The following is a 19679-nucleotide window of genomic DNA, read 5'->3' on the forward strand; positions in this document are numbered from 1 at the left end:
TATATCTACAAAAGCTAATATTTTAACATTGCCTTGAATACTAATTGGTAAAAAATGTCATGGAGCTAAAATAAAAAGCTGAAAGATGACAACAGTTTTAATACCCATTCAGGATTTAACCTATTACAGCATTTATCCTCCGCCATTTTTGAAACCGATTTCATCAAAGTCACGAAAATATAAAGCAGATATCGGTCAATTCGCGGAAAAATCTTTTTACTTATTGACAATTCACTTATAATATTGTATAATATCAGCATATTAAACTGCCTGAGAAATTCAAATAGCAGGCAGCAGAAGAGGGGAATGTATTTTATGTTGAAAAAAATCGTCTCAGGACTGACCGCTGCAGCTTCTGCCTGCACGATAGTCCTCGCTCCGGTTTCAGGCATAGCCGAAAAAAGCGCTGCTGTGATCACCGCGAGCGCAGCAACTCCAGATTCTTATCACGATGACTGGCTGCACGTAAATGAAAATGCCGAAGTTGTTGATATGAACGGCAATCCTGTATGGATGACAGGTGTAAACTGGTTCGGCTATAACGTAGGAAGCCAGGTATTTGACGGCGTATGGAGCATCAATATGCATCAGGCGCTCAACGAGATAGCTGACCACGGCTTCAATCTGCTCCGTGTGCCAATGTCCACCGAGATACTCTTGCAGTGGAAAAACGGCGACCCCGATCCTATCATCAAGATAAACGAGTGGAAGAACCCCGAGCTTACCATTGACGGTCAAGTGGGCGGCAAGCCGATGTACAGCTTTGATATTTGGAACAAGGCTGTGGAATGGTGCAGAGAGAACGGCATCAAGATAATGATGGATATCCACTGCGCTACTACGAACGCTGCAGGTCATAACTACGCCCTGTGGTATGATGACAAATACAGTGAGCAGGACTGGCTGGATGCACTGGCATGGTTCGCTGATTACTACAAGGACGACGATACCGTTATCGCTATCGACCTGAAAAACGAGCCTCACGGCAAAAAGGACGATGGTATCTTTGCTAAGTGGGACGGTTCCAAAGATGCCAACAACTGGCGTTATGCCGCCGAAAAGGGCGCTAAAGCCTGCCTCGACAAGAACCCTAACCTGCTTATAATGGTCGAGGGTATCGAGTGCTATCCTAAGTTTGAAAAGGGCTTTGACTGGAATTCAAATTCCACCGATTATGCTCATTACGGCGACCCCGATTATCAGCCTTACCACGGCGCTTGGTGGGGCGGCAACTTCCGCGGTGCAAGAGATTATCCTGTAAACCTCGGTAAATATCAGAGCCAGCTGGTTTACTCACCTCATGACTACGGCCCTCTGGTTTATGAGCAGTCATGGTTCCACCTGCAGGGTAAGGGTCCCAACTACACAAGCTATAAGTTCGACAGAGAATCTCTGCTGAAAGAATACTGGTACGACTCATGGGCATTCCTGGTAGAAGAGAAGATATCTCCTCTGCTGATGGGCGAGTGGGGCGGACGTATCGACGAGGTGAACGACCCCTCCGGCGCAAACAAACACTGGATGGAAGTTCTTCGTGACTATATGATCGATAAGCGTATCCACCACACCTTCTGGTGCTTCAACGAGAATTCCAGCGATACAGGCGGACTTATCGCCAGCGACTGCAACTGGGATCACTGGGACGAAGAAAAGTATGAGTTCGTTAAACCCTCACTGTGGCAGGACGAAAAGGGTAAGTTCATCAGCCTTGATCACAAGATAAAGCTGGGTCAGTCCGGAAATGGTATATCCCTCAGTGATTATTATTCCACTTCACATCCTGATCCTGATCCCCAGCCCCAGCCTCAGAACAATGATTATCCTAAGAACGTTAAAGTAAATTACAGCACTCAGTATCACCAGGTACAGTTTATCTGGGATAAGGTTCAGGGTGCAGACAAGTACGGTATCGCTGTATACCTTGCCGGCAAGTGGAGAGTTCAGACTTCCAACATCACGACCAACAACTATGTAACTCCCAAGAATCTGACTCCCGGCATGACCTACAAGGTTGCTGTTGCCGCAAGAGTCAACGGTAAGTGGAACACAGCCGATCCTATCAAGAACGCTATAACTGTTACTATTAAGTAATATAATTTCACAGAACCTATAACGGCAGTTTCTTCGGAAACTGCCGTTTACTTTTGTATAAAACAAACACCGCCCGTACCCAAAATACGAGCGGTGATATTATTAATAATCGTTCGCCAACAGAACACAATTATTTGCTCTTGGCTTTCTTATCCAGAATAGCACTTTTAAGTGCGCCTGTGGGGTCTTTCACCAGTAGAACGATGACCCATACGACCAGAGCAAGCGCGATAACAGACAGACCAAGGAAAGTATCATTGAGCATATCAGCTGCCGCAGGCTGAAAATACTCAGCACCGCTTTCAAGATATTCGACTACTGCATCAACAAGCCACATCAGTGATGCGCCCCAGAACATATACAGCAGAACGCCTGTTTTCAGCTTTCTTGCCTTTTCGCTTGAATACCAGATAACTGTGGATACCACAGCCGCAATTACAGTAATAAGAAGTGTCATGCCGTTGCACCCGCTTTCTTTTCGGATTTATTATCGGAAGCTGTTATCTTATTTGATACTATCACCAGACCAGCCCATACGACGGTAACAAGTATCGCCATGGCAGATCCCGATGTCGCCATCTCGTGAAGCATTTCTGCGGTATCAGCGGGATCATTCGCCGCTGTCAGGAAAGGAAAGAACGGTGTGACCTCACCATGCCATACGTGCTCAAAAGCAAGCAGTCCAGAACCGCCCCAGAGCATACCGTTGAGCCATTTCAGCTTATCGGCAAAGCTGAGTTTCAGCTCACCGCTTTTCTTATTATCAGCGCTTTCCTTTTTCGCTGCCACTTTCTGTATAACAGTTGTAACTATCGCCTCTGTTGCAGGCACTATAAAACAAGCCATTTTTATTCCTCCATATTATTTATCCCAACCAAGTGCTTTTCTCTTGGCTTTCATATCAGCAACTATCTTTTCGCCCAGCTTGACAGGGTCTGTATCAACATTCATGGACGAACCGAGGGTTTCAAGTGTACCGTATTTCAGGAACTCGATAACATTCTTTGAGCCGTATATCTGGGCTTCAACGCAGTGATAAGAGCTTATGCCGTTCAGTCTGAATCCCAGCGCCGCATCTACGCCCTTTTCGTTGCCCCATTCGGGGGAAGAAAATGCAAAAGGCATCTCATACATCTTATGACCCAGCGCACCTGCAACTCCCGCAAATATTCCAGAAGAACGTGTATTATCGATACATTCACCTACGTGCCATACAGGGGGCAGATCGGGTTCAAGGAATTCTCTAAGGCTCTCTCCTGCTTTCTCCTTGCCCGATATTGCGCAGTATCCCAGCTTCATAAGCGGGAAGGAAGCACAGCCGTTGGAGATTATCAGAACATTGTTTTTCAGCAGAACGTCTGCAACATCTACGATGCACTTTTCGTACAGCACCTTGGGATTGTTACAGCCAACCATATTCACGATACCCAGAATTCTGCCATCCTTGATAGCTTCCGCAAGGGGCTTCATGCTGCCGAAACGTCTGTGGATATACTCCACCGAGAAACCGACTTCGGCTTCCACCTCGTAGGGCGGTATGTATACAGGTATACCCTTTCTTGCTTCAAAGCTCTCGATAGCACGGCGAACGATCTTCTCGGCGAGTGCCTTTGTCTCACCGATATTTGAATGATGATGATCGTATTCATAGCGTTCAGCACCGGGAAGTCTTGCCGACTCACTGGTGGTAACGACGGTAGTCTTGAAGCAGTGTGCAACTTCCATAATGGAGGGGAATACGTCCTGAACATCGGCAACCCAGAGATCAAGAGCGCCTGTTCCCAGTACCAGTTCGGCGGAAACAGCATTTGAAAGGGGTATGACACCCGCGTATCTGTACATAGCCGAAAGTCCCGAACAGCATATACCGTAAAAGCGTATGCCCTTTGCGCCTGCCTTTTTGGCGAGTTCTATCAGGTCTTCACGCTTTCCTGCTTCAACTATCTGGCTGACAAGCAGTGGCAGATGACCATGTACCGCGATATTTACATAACCCTTTTCAAGAGCACCGATATTTACCTTTGAAGTAACTCTGTCGCCTACACCGAACAAGCTGTCGGTTGCTATTGACGCGCCCACAACTCCCGAGAATGTGAAAGCAAGACCGCATCTCAAAAACTGCTGCATAACCGACTTCCAGTCGCCGTCAGTAGCACATCCCGATTTGTGATATGCCTCAAAAACCTCGTGGTATGCGCTTATGGGCAGGATATCCAGTTCTTTCCAGACTTCCTGTCTTTCGGGGACAGCACAGGCTGAGATGGTCTTGTACTCGCCGGGCACCGATCTTGACATATCTTCAAGAAGTGCATCAGCAAGGTCTTTCGCAACATTTTTCAGCTGACGGTTCTTCTGCTTTATACCGAAAGCCTCAGCGGTGGAGCGTATCTTCTGCTCGCCAAGTATCGGCACATCCAGCTTACCCTCTGCCGCCCATTTCAGCGCCAGCATTACCTCTCTAGCGTGCATACCGTGCTGTGCAGCACCTGCCGCAGCTGAACGCAGTAGATTCCTCGCAACGATAAGATCAGCATCAGCACCGCATATACCCTTAGGAGATTTTGCAGTGATTCGACATGGACCCATGTTGCATATCTTACAGCATATACCCGCAAGTCCGAAATTACACTGGGGTTTCTGCTGATCAAAACGGTCGAAAGCAGTATCAATACCAAGCTGCTCCATACGCAGCAGCATCTCCCTTACAGCAGGGTCAGGGGTCTGATCGATGACATCCTGTTTCGAGGGAAAAGTCTTTTTATACTCCGTAACAGCATTCATATAGTCCCTGATGAATGCCTGCGGGTCATCAGCTTCACCCTCACCGTGGCTTGCCTTCAGTATCACAGTCGGGATACCGTGTTCATCAAAACCTATGATATTTCTGTGTGAATGGATATGCGCAGGTGAATGATGGTCATGCTCGTGCTCATGTTCGTGATGATGCTCATGTTCATGACAGTGGTTATGTTTTTTCTCGCTCATAATACCAGCCTCTCATTAAATTTATCAGTTTTATATTATATCACAATAGTATGAATTTTTCAATTAAAGGTCGGTAAATTAATGCACAATAAATCAGATATAATACTCTATATATTCGTCGGTCTTCATATTGAAAAGTTCAAATATACGGTCACGGACGTATAAAAAGTTTTCGCCTGTCCTGTTGCGGTGTTCGCCCAGTGGTACTTTTACGATACTCTTTATCCTGCCGGGATCTGCCATCATTACAACTATCCTGTCAGCCAGATATACCGCTTCTTCGATATCGTGGGTAACAAAAATGATAGTCTTTTTCTCTTCATGAGAGATACTGAGGATATCTTCCTGAAGTTTCATTCTTGTGATAGCGTCAAGCGCACCAAATGGTTCATCCATAAAGATGATATCAGGGTCTACCGCCAGACCTCTTGCGATAGCAACTCTCTGCTGCTGACCGCCCGAAAGCTGCTTGGGATAGCGCTTTTCATACCCGCTGAGTCCCACCAGTTCCAGATACTTCTGTGCTATGGCAGCACGTTCAGACTTGGGAACTTTTTTGGACTCAAGTCCCAGTTCAACATTCTTCTGAACATTTCTCCAAGGGAGAAGTCCGTAGTTCTGGAAAATTGTTATATTGTTTATGGAGGGCGCAGATACTTCCTTTCCGTCTATCTTAACGCTTCCGCTGTTGACCTTTTCAAAACCCGCAAGAGCATTCAGCAGTGTGCTTTTTCCGCAGCCAGAGGGTCCCAGCAGGCATATGAACTCTCCCTTTTCGATGCTGAGAGATACATTATCAAGGGCAACAAATTCCTTGCCGTCCTGAACATAATTCTTGCAGGCTTCTTTGACCTCAATATACATCACGCAGCACCTCCCCATGATTTAAGTATCACCTTTTCAATGATTTTCAGCAGACCGTCAAGCAGTATACCGATTATACCGATAACGAGTATCGTTGCAAGCAGTATATCCGCGCGGATGTTGTTTCTCGCATCGATTATCTGATAACCGAGACCAGACTGTGCGCCAACCATTTCGCCTGCAACCAGGAATATCCATGCAGTTCCCAGCGCAAGGTGGATACCGTTTGCTATCTGGGGAAAAGCCGCAGGGAAAATCACTTTCCATGTCAGCGCAGGCTGTTTTATACCGAAGTTCTTTGAAACTTTCAGGTATACCGGGTCGATATTACCCACCGCCGATACTGTTGACAGCAAAACAGGGAAAAATGCCGCAATAAATATGATAACGATAGCAGGAACATCACCGATACCGAACAGCAGAACGATAAATGGCATCCATGCTGTAGGTGATATAGGTCTCAAAAGCTGCACCGCAGGATTGATATACTGAAAAAGCTTTGGTATCCTGCCCAGTATCAGACCCAGTACCACCGCAACTATAACCGAGCTGAAATATCCCGTAACGAAACGGTACATACTTGTCTTTATGTTTTCAAACAGTTTTCCGTTCTCTATCAATTCTATTAGAGCATCAAATGCCATTTTAGGCGACGGGAACAGTGCCTTGTCATAACTGCTGACAGTGAACAGCAGCTGCCATATCAATATCAGTATCGAGACCGATATAATAACATTTTTCAGAGAGAGTAATTTTTTCAAATTCATCACGCCTTATCAAAAATCATTTTTTACAAAATCCGCATAAGCAGGAGGGTTATCGGAAAGTCCGTACTCCTTGACTTTATCTGCAAGCTCGTTGTAAGCTTCCTCTGTTATGTCAAGATCGTTGTAGGATATCCACTGCAGAGATGTATCAAGCACGTCATCTGTCTGATTCAGGTACTTCTTTGCCACTTCTTTTGCTTTTTCCTTATCCAGGGCATTTCCTGCCGACTTATAGCTTTCAACAAAAGACTTTGCATCATCATAGCGCTCATCAATGAACTTGTCAGTCAGCACCAGTCCGCAGCAGAGGGATTCTTCCCAAAGCTCTTCAGAACTGAAAAGTACCTTTCCTACACCAAGGTTCACGCCCATAGCGCCAAAGGGTTCAGCAACGCAGTAACCGTCTATCTGACCGCTTGCCAGAGCGGAGGGCATCTCGGTGGGCGCAAGCTCTGTAACATTTACATCGCCGATATTAAGACCCGCTGTTGCCAGAGCATCATTCAGCAGTATATTGTGCGATGACTGTCTGTGAGGTATTGCAAAGGTCTTGCCTTTAAGGTCAGCGGCAGAATCAATATCGTTTGAAACAACGATAACATTTCCGTCACGGTGTCCCAGTGCAACTGCTTTCACCCCTATGCCTTCCTCCTTGGATTTCATCGCAAGCTCTATCAGCACCGATGCTCCGTCAACTCTGTTTGAATTGAGAGCATCCAGCAATTCTGCCCATGAACCGTACTTTACAAGCTCAACTTTCAGCCCCGATTCCTTTTCAAGCTCCTCAGCTTCTTCCAAAACTGCCAGCGAATGAGTGATGGGGAGATACGCTATCTTTATTGTGTTTTCACTATCCTTACTATCTGATTTTCCGCAGGAAACAGCAGAAAACGCCAGTGCGGCGGAAATAATAAATGCAGGTAATCTTTTCTTCATAATAATATTCTTCCTTTCAGTATCAATAATTTGATTTCGTTATTATAATAATACCTATCTTTAATATAACTAAACATATAAATTATCTCAAATATATATTTCATATAGGTTTGGTAGGCTTTGCTTATTATACATCATAAATACGCCTCTGTCAAGAGAAAAAACAGCGTCCAAAAAAAAGTCGTACAAATTACTACAATTTTACTAGGAATTAGAAAAATTAATTGTGATTATTCACACAATCAAGGCTTCATTTCAAGATCAATACGCTAATACGAAAGCATTTTCAATTAATAATGTGATAGATGGTTGACTTACCTACTGTGATTGGATATAATAATAATGGGCATAATTTTGAAATACTAACAAGGAAGATGATAGATATGAACTTAAATATTCTGCTGAAAAAAATCGGCAGAAAACGAGCGGTATCTTTTTTGATACTGTTCATTATTTGCATCGGGGCGGTGATATTCACCGGGAACGACTATTTTCTTTATGACAGGACTATAGCCGAGGTCGTTTCGGTATCGGAAGACTTCACACGATCTTCCCCTGCCCTGATAAATTCAACTGAGTACCAGTACACTCAGCGGCTGACAGTTGAAATTAAAAACGGCGAGCACAAGGGTGAACTTGCAACAGTGACAAATAAATATTCTTCCTCACTTGTGACCGATGAAAAATTCTCAAAGGGCGATAAGTTATTTGTCGATGTCAATAGTTCGGGCGAAGAGCTAAAGGCCGTATGTACGGGTGTAAAGCGTGATGTTTATGCTGTCGGTGTCACTATGCTTTTCGTGCTGACCATTGTGATGGTCGGCGGTAAAAAAGGTACATTGTCCCTGCTTTCAGTGACATTAAACGCGCTGATCTTCGCCGTTGCCATCGAATTTTATTACAAAGGTCTCAACCTCTTCGGACTTTGTCTTGTGGCGACAGTGCTTTTCACTGTGTCATCACTGGTCATCGTCAGCGGTATCAACAGAAAAACTGCGGCTGCAGTGGTATCTGCGCTGTGCGGAACTGCTGTAACAATCGCTATAGCCTACATCGTACTGAAACTCACAAAAGGCAGAGGCGTGCGCTTCGATCAGATGCAGTACCTTATCAAACCATATGAGGAGATCTTCATATCCGAACTGCTTGTGGGCGGTCTGGGTGCGATAATGGATATCTCCATAACCATGTCATCATCAATGTCAGAACTTATAGACAGAGACAGCAGTATCACTTTTTCCGCTCTCAGGCATTCGGGACGTGAGATTGGCAAGGATATCATGGGCACCATGACTAACGTACTGCTTTTTACCTACGTATGCGGCTGCATACCACTGGTAATTCTGGCACTCAGGAACAATGTTACGCTTACTGACGTTCTCAACAATTACCTCGACCTTGAAATAGTCCGTGCTTTCGTAGGCGGCATAGGCATAGTCCTCTCGATACCAATTGCCATTTTCATTTCGACCCATATGCTGAAAGGCAAGGAAAGCATGACCTCTCAGCCGAAAGAAGGCGATGCGTAATGGAATTCATACTGGGAATTATACTTTTCATACTTATGATAGCAGTTGGCGGTGTCAGGGGCGCCAAGACCTTCGCTGCAATGTATGGAAACATCATCATACTGATAATAACCGTCTTCCTGATAGCCTGCGGAGTTAATGCCGTTGCCGTGACGTTAGCGGGCTGTGCAGTCATAGGCGTAGTGATACTTTTCTGGATAAACGGCGTTAACATCAAGACCGTGACAGCATTTGCGGCGATAGCAGCGGTGCTTCTGCTGTTTGCGGCAGTAATGCTGTATATAGGTTCAAGCTCACATATTCAGGGATTTGCCGATGAAAACACCGAAGAGATATGCTGGTACAGTCCTGATATCGGACTGGATATGCGGCAAGTCACCCTTGCCATGATGCTGACAGGACTTATCGGCGCCATAACTGATACCGCTATCGCCATAACCTCGGCGCTGTTTGAAGTCCATGAGAATAATCCCCACCTCACCATGAGCGAACTGTTCATCTCGGGCATGAACATTGGCAGAGATATAATCGGCACTACCACCAACACCCTCCTGTTCGCCTACATCGGTGAATTCATGACACTTGTTATCTGGTTCCGTGAATACGAGTACCCATTCTCCGAGATAATCAACTCAAAGGTATTCTGCCAGGATTTTCTTCAGATAGTATCCAGCGGTGCGGGGTGCATGATGATTATACCTGTTGCTGCCCTGTTCATGGCATACAGTCTGACCCACAGAAAACCTCATGATAACGAAAATGAAACACTCTCCTCCGCGGACTGTGAGACCGCAGATTCAGCCAGTGTGAATAACAGTTCAGCAGGCTGAAAAATAATATACTAAAAAATGTAAGCTATTCAAAAAGAGTTTCGGATAGCTTACTTTTTCTTTGTCTATTTTTACAAAATTAATTTGAGAGTAGCTCTCATTTTAGCGAATGAATAGAATATACCGCAGGATCATTGACAAAAAGAATATGAGCATATATAATATAAAACCGAAACAGATTATGCGAGGTGAGCAGATATGTCAAAGAGAAGAAATATAGCCCTATCATGGATAGTAGCGACAGTATTCAGCCTTGTGATATTCTGCTCATCTGCATTTATCATCGTTCACGCCGAGCATGACTGCGGCGGTGAGGACTGCTCTGTATGCTTGGAACTTGCAAAGCTTCACAAAACACTTCATGAACTTGGTACAGCAGTTGCAGGTACGATCATACTCGCTCTTATGACCTTTATCATTGCAGCACTATGCAAGATCACAGTCTGCTCCCGCCACGCACATATAACTCTTATTTCCCTTAAAGTGGAGCTTCTGGATTGAATAGCAAAACCATATAATAGTATGTAAATTACATTCAAGGGTAAGTGCGCACATTTTTCTGTGCCCTTATCAGGTTATTCGATTCGGAGGTTCAATTTTATGTTTAAGAAAAAAATCGGCATTTATGCTTTGACACTCGTAATGGCAGCAGCCGGTATCACAGGCTGTTCGTCAGTTTCTGCGGATAGATCGGAAGGCAAAGGTAAAAAATCTGCTGCTGACGGTTCTGAGTCTTTCAGTGTAGTCTGCACAATATTTTCCGAGTACGATTGGACAAAAGAGATACTCGGCGATCATGCTGACAATGTGGAACTCACCTATCTTCTCGATAACGGCGTTGATCTTCACAGCTATCAGCCAACTGCTGAGGATATTCTGAAGATAAGCACCTGCGACCTCTTCGTATATGTTGGCGGAGAGTCAGACGAATGGGTTGAAGATGTGCTTGAAACTTCACAGAACAAGGATATGAAGGTCATTAACCTCATGGAAGTTCTGGGTGACTCGGCAAAGGTGGAAGAACTCAAAGAGGGTATGCAGGAAAGCGAACATGAGCATGAGCACGAGCATAAGACCGACTTTGAAGACAGTGATGTAAAAGACCGTACCCTTGACGAATGGAACGGAAGCTGGCAGTCAACCTATCCCCTTCTGCTGGACGGTTCTCTTGATGAAGTTTGGGAGCACAAAGCCGAGGAAGATGACACCATGACAGCTGAGGACTACAAAAAGAAATACACCACCGCCTATGAAACCGACGCTGTGACAATCAATATCAACGCCCCCGAGGTGGAGTATGTGACAGCGGATAAGTCCATCAAGGCTGAGTATGATTACAGCGGATTCTATATAAGGACAAAGGACGACGGCACCAAGCAGGTAAGGTATAAGTTTGAAAAGAAGTCCGGGGACGACAGCGCCGCTAAGTACATCGTATTCAGCGATCACAACATCGAACCCTCCGAGCCCGAGCATTTCCACCTTTACAGCGGCAACGACGGCTTTGATACCCTCGTTGAAGAGGGCGATCACTTCCCTACCTACTATCCCGCATCCCTGACTGCCGAAGATATCGTTGATGAAATGACAGGCGGACACGACCACAGCCACGAAGAAGAGGAAGAAGAATATGACGAGCACGTATGGCTCTCACTGAAAAACGCCATGGTACTCAGCGCAGAGATAGAGCAGAATCTTGAAGCTATCGATCCCAATAATGCCGATGATTACAAGGCTAATCTCGACAGCTACGTTGCAAAGCTCTCGGAGCTTGACAACAACTTCCAGACACTTGTTGACGGTTCTTCCGTAAAAACGCTGATATTCGGTGACAGATTCCCATTCCGTTATTTCGTTGATGATTACGGTCTTGATTATTTTGCTGCATTCATCGGCTGTTCCGCTGAAACGGAAGCAAGCTTCGATACCGTGGTATTTCTTGCAAATAAAGTAAAAGAGCTTGACAGCAAGACAATATTCACCCTTGAAAATTCAAGCAAGGATATCGCAAATACTATCATAAGCACTTCGGGCAAAGATGTTGATATCGCTGAGCTGAACTCTCTCCAGTCAGTATCAAATGAAGATATCGGGAACGGCGCAAGCTATCTCTCACTTATGCAGAAGAATTACGATGTACTTGCAGGTGTTCTTAAATAAGATATACCGGGTATCTCAAAAAGCTGCGAAACAATACGAAAATATGCCACCGCATCCGACCGCATACGGTCAGATGCGGTGGCTTTTTATGCTCAGGAGTATTTCCGGGCGGAATAAGTTAAATTAGTTAAAACAATGAATAACTTTATTACGAAAAATCTGTTCAAAAACTATTGAAATTTGTATGATTTTATGGTATAATAACATATAAATATACTATATCCTTTTACAGAAAGCGAAGTGATGATATGTATACCGACCAGCAATATAAAAAAGATCTTGCATTTATTGAAAAAATAGATACGAAAGTATCTAAGAAGGTCGTGTTCTTTCTGTATTTTTTCCCGCTTGTCGCTTGTCTGGTGGCACACGCGCTTTATCTTGTGCTGTTTAACTTGGCAGATATACATTCAATGGTAAAATTCAACATTGGCAGCGTGAGCTTTTATGCTTTGCTGATAATCCTTGCCCGTTTTTTTAAGGAAAAGCTAAATCTGGTCTATGCTTCAATGATAGAGATAATCCTTCATGCGGTAGCGGCAACAGTATGCGTGGGACTGAAACCCGATTTCTGTATGTTCCTGCTTATGATAATACCACTGGCATTTCTGGTACCCAATAAAAACAAGATCATACCATTCGCAATAATGTTAATATCCGTGCCGACCTACGGACTGCTGAGATTCATCTATATTATTCCCGGACGTGAGCGTTATGATATGAGCGGATCATCATACACGAACGTATTTTATGCCATAAATATTCTGATAGGCTCTTTTGTGCTTATATACGTAGCATTGATATTTACCTGTATGAATTACTATTATGAATGCAAGGCGAGAATTCAGAACGAACAGCTAAGAATAATGGCTTCCACCGATCCCCTTACAAAGCTGAACAACCGCCGTGAAATGGGCAGGATACTTAATAATGTCGTTAACGAGAGCCGCAAAAAACAAAAAAACTACATCGTTGGCATTGGCGATATCGATGATTTTAAGAAGATCAACGACAGTTACGGTCACGATATCGGTGATGACGTGCTTTCAAATGTAGCAAAGATCATTACAGATAATATAGACAGCAGAGGATACGTGGCAAGATGGGGCGGTGAAGAATTCCTGTTTGTGCTGCCGTGTTCTGAACTGGCAGATGGGATGGTCTGCTCCGACAATATAGTACGCAGTGTCAGAAAACAGCGATTCAAGATAGGAAGTAAAGAATTCTCTGTCACTATGACGATAGGTATATGTGAGGGACACCCTGAAAACAACGTAGAAAAAGTGATAAGCCGTGCTGACAGCAGGCTGTACAAAGGCAAACACAGCGGCAAGGACCGCGTGGTCAGCGCTGATTAGCCACTTCACGCTGATCGAAATAATCGAATATATATCCCGCCGCAGAAAAAAATCTGCCGCGGGATATTTTTCTAATTCAGACAAATCAGGACATCTATAATTGAATAAGTTAAAAGAATGAATAACTTAAATTCAAAAAATTCGTTCAAAGTCTATTGAAAAATCTGTGAATATATGGTATAATATAGCAAAGGTGGTGAAACCATGATAAACGGCAAAAAAATTATAGCCCTATGCACATCGAGAATATACGATTCTCAGCAGCATAGTTACATAAAAAAGCTGAACAAGCGCCTGAATGACCTTGATATGCGCCTGTTCATTTACACGCTTAATATGGACCTTTATTGGAACGAAGACACGACCAATTCAGAGGCAGGCGTTTTTGATCTTATTCCATATGACCGCATCGACGCCGTTGTACTCATGGACGAGAAGATAAAGAGCAGGACCGTCAGCAGCAGTATTATCGCGCAGGCACGGTTCAATTCCGTTCCCGTTATTGTGGTCGATGCCGAATACGAAGGCTCCACCAATGTTTACTACAACTACACAGCAGGCTTTGAAAAAGTCGTCCGCCATGTTATAGAAGATCACGGCGTGACCAGATCACATTTCATGGCAGGAATCAGGAACAACCATTTCTCCGATGAGAGGCTTAACTGCTACAAAAAAGTACTGAAAGAGAACGGTCTCCCCTTTGATGAAAGCATGGTAAGCTACGGTGAATTCTGGGCTGTGCCTACACGTGAGGCTATGAGAAAGCTGCTTGAACGTGATGAACTTCCACAAGCTATAATATGTGCTAACGATATAATGGCGATAAACGTCATGGATGTACTTACGGAAGCGAATATCCGTATACCCGAGGATATTATCGTTACAGGATTTGACGGAATACTTGAAGGCGATATATGTTCTCCTACGCTGACTACCGCTTCATGCAGCAGCACACAGCTTGCAAATGCCGTAACAAAGGCTATCACCTCAAGGCTCAATGGAGAAAAATGCGAAAACATAGCTGTTGTTCCCGAATTTATGCCGAAGAGATCCTGCGGCTGTGCAGGCTGTCCCTCAGACGATAATGTAACAAACAGCTTCAATATCGGTTTCTACCGATACGAAGACGATATGCGAGTGCTTTATGAGATGTCCGTAAAGATGCAGCTGTCCGAATCCATAGAGTCTGCCGTACACTGTATGCGCGGCGATAAGACGGAAGAGATGTGCTGTATCATCAGCAAGAACTGCCTTTTGACAGACCGTAATTTCTTCCTTGAAGATACGGAAATGGATATGAGCGATATGTGTGTGATATATGACTCATACCACTATCCCGACGAGATAAAGGATTTCGATGCGGAAAACATAGCCCCGGGCATAGAAAGCCTGATCGAAAGCCACTACCCGCTGATATTCAATATCCTTGACTATCTTAACAAGCCCTTCGGATATACCGTATTCTCCTACCATAGATACGACATAACCGAATATTCAAAGTCGGCAAGTGTCACCAACACCCTTAATCTTGGCTTGGGCGGACTTATGACCCTGCGCTATCAGCGGTTTTTATCCAGCAAGATAGCACAGATGTACCTCAATGACAATCTGACAGGGCTGTATAACAGGCAGGGCTTCAAGGCAGTCATTGACAGCGAGCTGGAAAAGCCTGTGAATTTCGGCAAACAGCTTACAGTGCTTATGCTGGATATCGACGGACTGAAGTACATAAACGACAACCACGGTCACGATGCAGGCGACAAGGCGATAGCTAAGGGCGCTTCAGCACTGAAAGAGGCTTGTCCCCCCGATGCATACTGTGTGCGCTTCGGCGGAGATGAGATGTTCGCGCTGATAATAGGCGAATGTAACAGCGATACGATAATATCACAGATAAACTCAATACTGGAAGAAAGCAGCAAAAACGAGGAATTCGAGATAAAAGCCAGCTGCGGCGCATTTTCTCAGCCCATAACTCAGGGCATGGATCTCAATAGTGTCATCAAGCGTGCAGACGAGCAGATGTATGAGATAAAGAAAGCCCGCAAACAGCACAAATAATTCAAGGCGTATGCATGAATTGAACCGAACCATAAAAAACGTACAATGGCAAAAAAGACCTCCTATGGTATAATTAAAACCATAGGAGGTTTTGTTATGGCAAGAAGTTACAGACACATACAGCAGTATGAGAAAGAAATATTTGAACTTAAGGAACAATGACTAACGCATAAGGAAGTTGGGGACAGACTTGGATTTACACGAACACAGATCAAGAAATTTATAGAAAGACAGCACAAGAAGAAAGGGAAAACAATCGGTTAAAAATGGAAAATGAGCTTATGCGGGATTTTCTCTCGCTTACAGAAAGGAAGTGAGACCGGAGGTAAAATATCTTGTTATCTACCGTCACAAAGACAAATACAGCATCAGCGAGATGTGCAGATTCTTTGAAGTATCACGCAGCGGCTATTACGGCTTTGTTAAGCGTATGGACAAGCCTGCAAAGGATCTTGAACTATCCGAGCTTATCAGGGAGTGTCAAGCAGAGACAAAGCAGACATACGGCTATCGACGTGTTGCGATATGGCTTGAACGCCATGGCGCACACCATAACCCTAAGATCATACTACGTATAATGAATAAGTACAGCCTTCTCTCCGTTGTCAGACGAAGAAGATACTGCAATTACAGTCAGGCTTTGCACAGATACGATAATCTTCTTAACCGTGATTTTAACGCTGACAGACCTAATCAGAAGTGGGTGACTGATATATCATACATCAGAACATCACAGGGCTTTCTGTATCTCTCGGTGATCAGAGACCTTTATGACCGCAGCATAGTTGCATACAAGACTTCTACCGTTCAGAACATAAACCTTGTTCTGAACACGATAAAAGCAGCGAAGGCTAAAGAAAAAGTCACTGCAGAGTTGCAGCTCCACAGTGACCAAGGGTTTCAATACACTTCACAACCGTATTTTAACCTAACTAAAGCATATCACATTACGCCATCGATGTCAAGACGAGGGAATCCATATGCAATGCTTTAGCAGAAAATTTCTTTTCTATACTCAAAACCGAATGCATTTACAGTATGAAGATAAAGACTTTTGCAGAAGCAAAGCAGCTCATTGATGATTACATATACTTTTACAATCACCAATGCATTCAACTCAAAACAAAACTGACTCCGCTTGAATTGCGAAGCCAGTTTGTTGCTTGATTCAATTATCATAGGGGCTTTTTTGTGCTGTACGCACAATGTGGGGCGGTTCAATTTTCCATCCTCTTTGACAGCTTATTATCAGTCCTGAAGATAATTCTTCACAAGTGCCTGAAGCAGTTCATCTCGGTCAATATGACGAATTAGACTTCTGGCATTATTATATGTGGTTATGTAGGTGGGATCCTCGGAGAGGATATATCCTACTATCTGATTTACAGGATTATAGCCCTTTTCTTTCAGCGCATCATATACTTCCGTCAATGTCTTTTTAAGTTCGGATTCCTTATCACGCTGAAGCGAAAATTCCATTGTTCTGTCGTTCATATGATTCATCTCCTTGCTATACAGGATCACACCGCTGCGTTACCGCGGGCGTATATGTTCCTTTTTATTATTATACTCTATTTTTTGGAAAATAACAAGGGGTATAATGAATTTTATCAAATTTGCACAATTTTCGCAACAGAATTTTTACAATTAATATTTATCTCAGCTCTGCTCCGATAGCAGAAAGCTCCTTGATAGCCTTTTCCATTGCCTTATCAGCCTGATCATCGGTCAGTGTACCTTCGAGAGATCTCATGGAAATGGAGTAAGAAACTGACTTCTTGCCTGCTTCGATCTGCTCACCTCTGTATACATCGAAGAGGGTAACGCTTTCGAGTATGCCGCCAACAGCTTTCTTGATAGCCTTCTCAAGTGCTGCAGCGGGAACTTCTTCATCGCATACAACAGAGAGGTCTCTTGTGGATGCAGGGAACTTAGGCAGAGGCTTGTAAGTCTTGGTATCGCAGGAAAGCTCCATCAGCTCAGGGATATTTATCTTGCCTATGTAAGTTCTTGCTTCGATGCCGTAGTTCTCCATAACCTTGGGGTGGAGCTCACCGATCATACCTACCTGCTTGCCATCGACCTTGATAACAGCGCATCTGCCGGGGTGGAATGCGGAAACTTCGGGGAACTCGCAGTTCTCATCGGGTCTCTCGTACTCAACCTCATCAACGCCAACTGCATTCAGCAGACCTTCTGCCATACCCTTGAGGGTGTAGAAATCAGCGGAACTGTCGGTGGTATCATAGAAACCGAAACCAAGTCTCATAGGCTCGTTGGGGAGAACTTCACCTTCAACAGGGATATATTCGTTACCCATCTCGAAAACATAGCACTCGGGGTTACGATAGCTGAAATTCCTTGCAACAACTTCCAGAACAGAGGGAACGATAGTTGTTCTCATAACGCTGGTATCCTCGCCGAGAGGATTCATTATAGTAACGGTATTTCTCAGCTTGCTGTCAGCAGGAAGAGCTATCTTATCGAAATACTTGGGCGAAATGAAAGAGAATGTCTCGATCTCGTTGAGACCCATTGAGAGCATTGCTGCCTTTACCTTGCGCTCGTAGTTCTGCTTAGGAGTACGCTGTGCGTTTGCTACACCTCTGATTATGGTATCGGGAATGCTGTTGTAGCCGTAGATACGCGCAACTTCCTCAGCGATATCAGCCTTGCATCCGATGTCAACTCTGAACCAGGGAGCGTATACTCTGCCATCCTTAACGGTGAATTCCAGCTTATTGAGAATGTCGATCATCTCAGCTTCGGGGATATCTGTTCCGAGGAACTTGTTTATCCAGTCAGCGCTGAACTCAACATTAAGGGGAGTTTCGTTCTGATAATTCTCATCGATGACAGTCTTTACAACTTCACCAGCGCCCAGCTCTTCAACAAGCTGGCAAGCTCTCATGAGGGCTTCATAACACTCGTGGGGGTCAAGACCCTTATCGTATCTTGAGGAAGCATCTGTTCTCATGCGGAGCTTCTTAGCAGTTGTAGCAACGCTTGCACCGTCGAAGCAGGCAGATTCAAATACAACAGTGGTAGTATCGTCCATGATACCGCTGTACTCTCCGCCCATAACACCTGCTACCGCAACAGGCTTCTTAGCATCAGCGATGACCAGCATTTCCTCTGAAAGCTCTCTCTCGATGCCATCAAGAGTTGTTATCTTTTCGCCCTGCTTTGCATTGCGGACATTTATCTCAGCGCCCTCAACATATCTCAGGTCGAAAGCGTGCATGGGTCTGCCGTATTCCAGCATTACGTAGTTTGTGATATCAACGAAATTGTTGATAGGACGCACACCGCTGGCACGGAGTCTTTCTCTCATCCATCTGGGAGAAGGACCTATCTTTACGTTCTTTACAACAGCGCCGATATATCTCTTACAGAGGTCGGTGTTGTGTATCTTGACTTTCAGCATTTCATTGATATCGCCGTCGATACCCTTGAATTCAGGCTTCTTGACTTTCAGCTCCTTGTCAAAAGTTGCTGCTGTCTCTCTTGCAAGACCGATAACGGACATACAATCGGGACGGTTGGATGTTATCTCGAATTCAACGGTAGTATCGTTGAAGCCGATAGCTTCGCGGATATCCTTGCCTATTGTTTTGTCGCAATCATCGCCCAGAATGAAAATACCGTCTTCGATAGCGTAGGGGAAATCGTGCACGGAAAGACCCAGTTCACCCAGAGAGCAGAGCATACCGTTTGAAGCCTCGCCTCTCAGCTTGCCCTTTGTGATCTTTACTGTCTTGCCCTCGTGAAGTACGGTGGACTTGTGCTTTGCAACGGGAACGAAATCGTCCTTTTTAACGTTCTGTGCACCTGTAACTATCTGAACGAGAGCGCCCTCGCCAACGTCCAGCTGACAGATGAACATATGGTCAGAATTGGGGTGAGGAACTATCTCCTTGACCTGACCTACTACAACATTCTCCAGATAATCGCCCTCAACGCCGTAGCACTCCACCTTGGAGCCTGAAAGGGTTATACCCGAAACAAAATCCTTTATAGGCATATCGCAGTCAACATAATCTGCGAGCCATCTCATTGAAAGATCCATTTATTTATCCTCCGTTTAAATTATTTTTA

The 19679-nt window shown here is 44.6% G+C and carries 17 protein-coding genes; 9 read left to right on the forward strand and 8 right to left on the reverse strand.

What is annotated here, in order from left to right; genetic code table 11:
* Positions 1–315: 315 nt before the first annotated feature.
* The gene (locus tag BM265_RS04460) at positions 316–2091 is read left to right on the forward strand and encodes a glycoside hydrolase family 5 protein (protein ID WP_081358356.1); all 1776 of its coding nucleotides are present in this window, start codon (positions 316–318) and stop codon (positions 2089–2091) included.
* Between the two features lie 130 nt (positions 2092–2221).
* On the opposite strand, the gene BM265_RS04465 is transcribed toward BM265_RS04460, so the two are convergent.
* The 6 genes from BM265_RS04465 to BM265_RS04490 form a co-directional block, all read right to left on the reverse strand.
* Complete coding sequence (locus tag BM265_RS04465) at positions 2222–2548, reverse strand: hypothetical protein (protein WP_074960377.1); 327 nt, start codon at positions 2546–2548, stop codon at positions 2222–2224.
* Positions 2545–2937 (reverse strand): hypothetical protein, encoded by a 393-nt coding sequence (locus BM265_RS04470; RefSeq protein WP_074960378.1) that lies wholly within the window; start codon positions 2935–2937, stop codon positions 2545–2547. The genes BM265_RS04465 and BM265_RS04470 overlap by 4 nt, the downstream gene beginning before the upstream one ends.
* Before the next feature lie 15 nt (positions 2938–2952).
* A complete protein-coding gene (gene cooS, locus BM265_RS04475) occupies positions 2953–5076 on the reverse strand; it encodes an anaerobic carbon-monoxide dehydrogenase catalytic subunit (protein ID WP_074960379.1) in 2124 nt (707 codons plus the stop codon).
* Positions 5077–5169: 93 nt separating this feature from the next.
* A complete protein-coding gene (locus BM265_RS04480) occupies positions 5170–5940 on the reverse strand; it encodes an ABC transporter ATP-binding protein (RefSeq protein WP_074960380.1) in 771 nt (256 codons plus the stop codon).
* A complete protein-coding gene (locus tag BM265_RS04485; RefSeq protein WP_081358357.1) occupies positions 5940–6701 on the reverse strand; it encodes an ABC transporter permease in 762 nt (253 codons plus the stop codon). Before BM265_RS04485 ends, BM265_RS04480 begins: the two co-directional genes overlap by 1 nt.
* A 15-nt stretch (positions 6702–6716) precedes the next feature.
* Positions 6717–7643 (reverse strand): ABC transporter substrate-binding protein, encoded by a 927-nt coding sequence (locus tag BM265_RS04490; RefSeq protein ID WP_074960382.1) that lies wholly within the window; start codon positions 7641–7643, stop codon positions 6717–6719.
* Between the two features lie 383 nt (positions 7644–8026).
* Between BM265_RS04490 and BM265_RS04495 the strand changes: the two genes are divergently transcribed.
* The 8 genes from BM265_RS04495 (at position 8027) to BM265_RS21060 (ending at position 16748) form a co-directional block, all read left to right on the forward strand.
* Positions 8027–9172 carry a YibE/F family protein gene (locus BM265_RS04495; protein WP_074960383.1) on the forward strand — a complete coding sequence of 382 codons (1146 nt, stop codon included), beginning with the start codon at positions 8027–8029 and terminating at the stop codon, positions 9170–9172.
* On the forward strand, positions 9172–10002 hold the full coding sequence (locus tag BM265_RS04500; RefSeq protein WP_074960384.1) for a YibE/F family protein: 831 nt from the start codon (positions 9172–9174) through the stop codon (positions 10000–10002). Before BM265_RS04495 ends, BM265_RS04500 begins: the two co-directional genes overlap by 1 nt.
* A gap of 198 nt (positions 10003–10200) precedes the next feature.
* Positions 10201–10503 carry a hypothetical protein gene (locus tag BM265_RS04505; RefSeq protein ID WP_074960385.1) on the forward strand — a complete coding sequence of 101 codons (303 nt, stop codon included), beginning with the start codon at positions 10201–10203 and terminating at the stop codon, positions 10501–10503.
* 99 nt (positions 10504–10602) lie between these two features.
* Complete coding sequence (locus tag BM265_RS04510; protein WP_074960386.1) at positions 10603–12162, forward strand: metal ABC transporter solute-binding protein, Zn/Mn family; 1560 nt, start codon at positions 10603–10605, stop codon at positions 12160–12162.
* A 413-nt stretch (positions 12163–12575) separates the two neighbouring features.
* Complete coding sequence (locus BM265_RS04515) at positions 12576–13520, forward strand: GGDEF domain-containing protein (RefSeq protein WP_177219539.1); 945 nt, start codon at positions 12576–12578, stop codon at positions 13518–13520.
* A 204-nt stretch (positions 13521–13724) separates the two neighbouring features.
* Positions 13725–15581, forward strand: a complete 1857-nt coding sequence (locus BM265_RS04520; protein ID WP_074960388.1) for a GGDEF domain-containing protein — start codon at positions 13725–13727, stop codon at positions 15579–15581.
* 313 nt (positions 15582–15894) lie between these two features.
* Positions 15895–16575 (forward strand): IS3 family transposase, encoded by a 681-nt coding sequence (locus BM265_RS04525; protein ID WP_207646951.1) that lies wholly within the window; start codon positions 15895–15897, stop codon positions 16573–16575.
* Positions 16560–16748 carry an IS3 family transposase gene (locus BM265_RS21060; RefSeq protein WP_431767985.1) on the forward strand — a complete coding sequence of 63 codons (189 nt, stop codon included), beginning with the start codon at positions 16560–16562 and terminating at the stop codon, positions 16746–16748. The genes BM265_RS04525 and BM265_RS21060 overlap by 16 nt, the downstream gene beginning before the upstream one ends.
* Before the next feature lie 81 nt (positions 16749–16829).
* On the opposite strand, the gene BM265_RS04530 is transcribed toward BM265_RS21060, so the two are convergent.
* A complete protein-coding gene (locus tag BM265_RS04530; protein ID WP_013498984.1) occupies positions 16830–17075 on the reverse strand; it encodes an IreB family regulatory phosphoprotein in 246 nt (81 codons plus the stop codon).
* A gap of 160 nt (positions 17076–17235) precedes the next feature.
* Positions 17236–19650: a phenylalanine--tRNA ligase subunit beta gene (pheT, locus tag BM265_RS04535; protein WP_074960389.1), complete on the reverse strand. Its 2415-nt coding sequence runs from the start codon at positions 19648–19650 to the stop codon at positions 17236–17238.
* Positions 19651–19679: the final 29 nt, after the last annotated feature.

The sequence above is a fragment of the Hominimerdicola alba genome (assembly GCF_900112155.1).
Lineage (GTDB): Bacteria > Bacillota > Clostridia > Oscillospirales > Ruminococcaceae > Hominimerdicola > Hominimerdicola alba_D.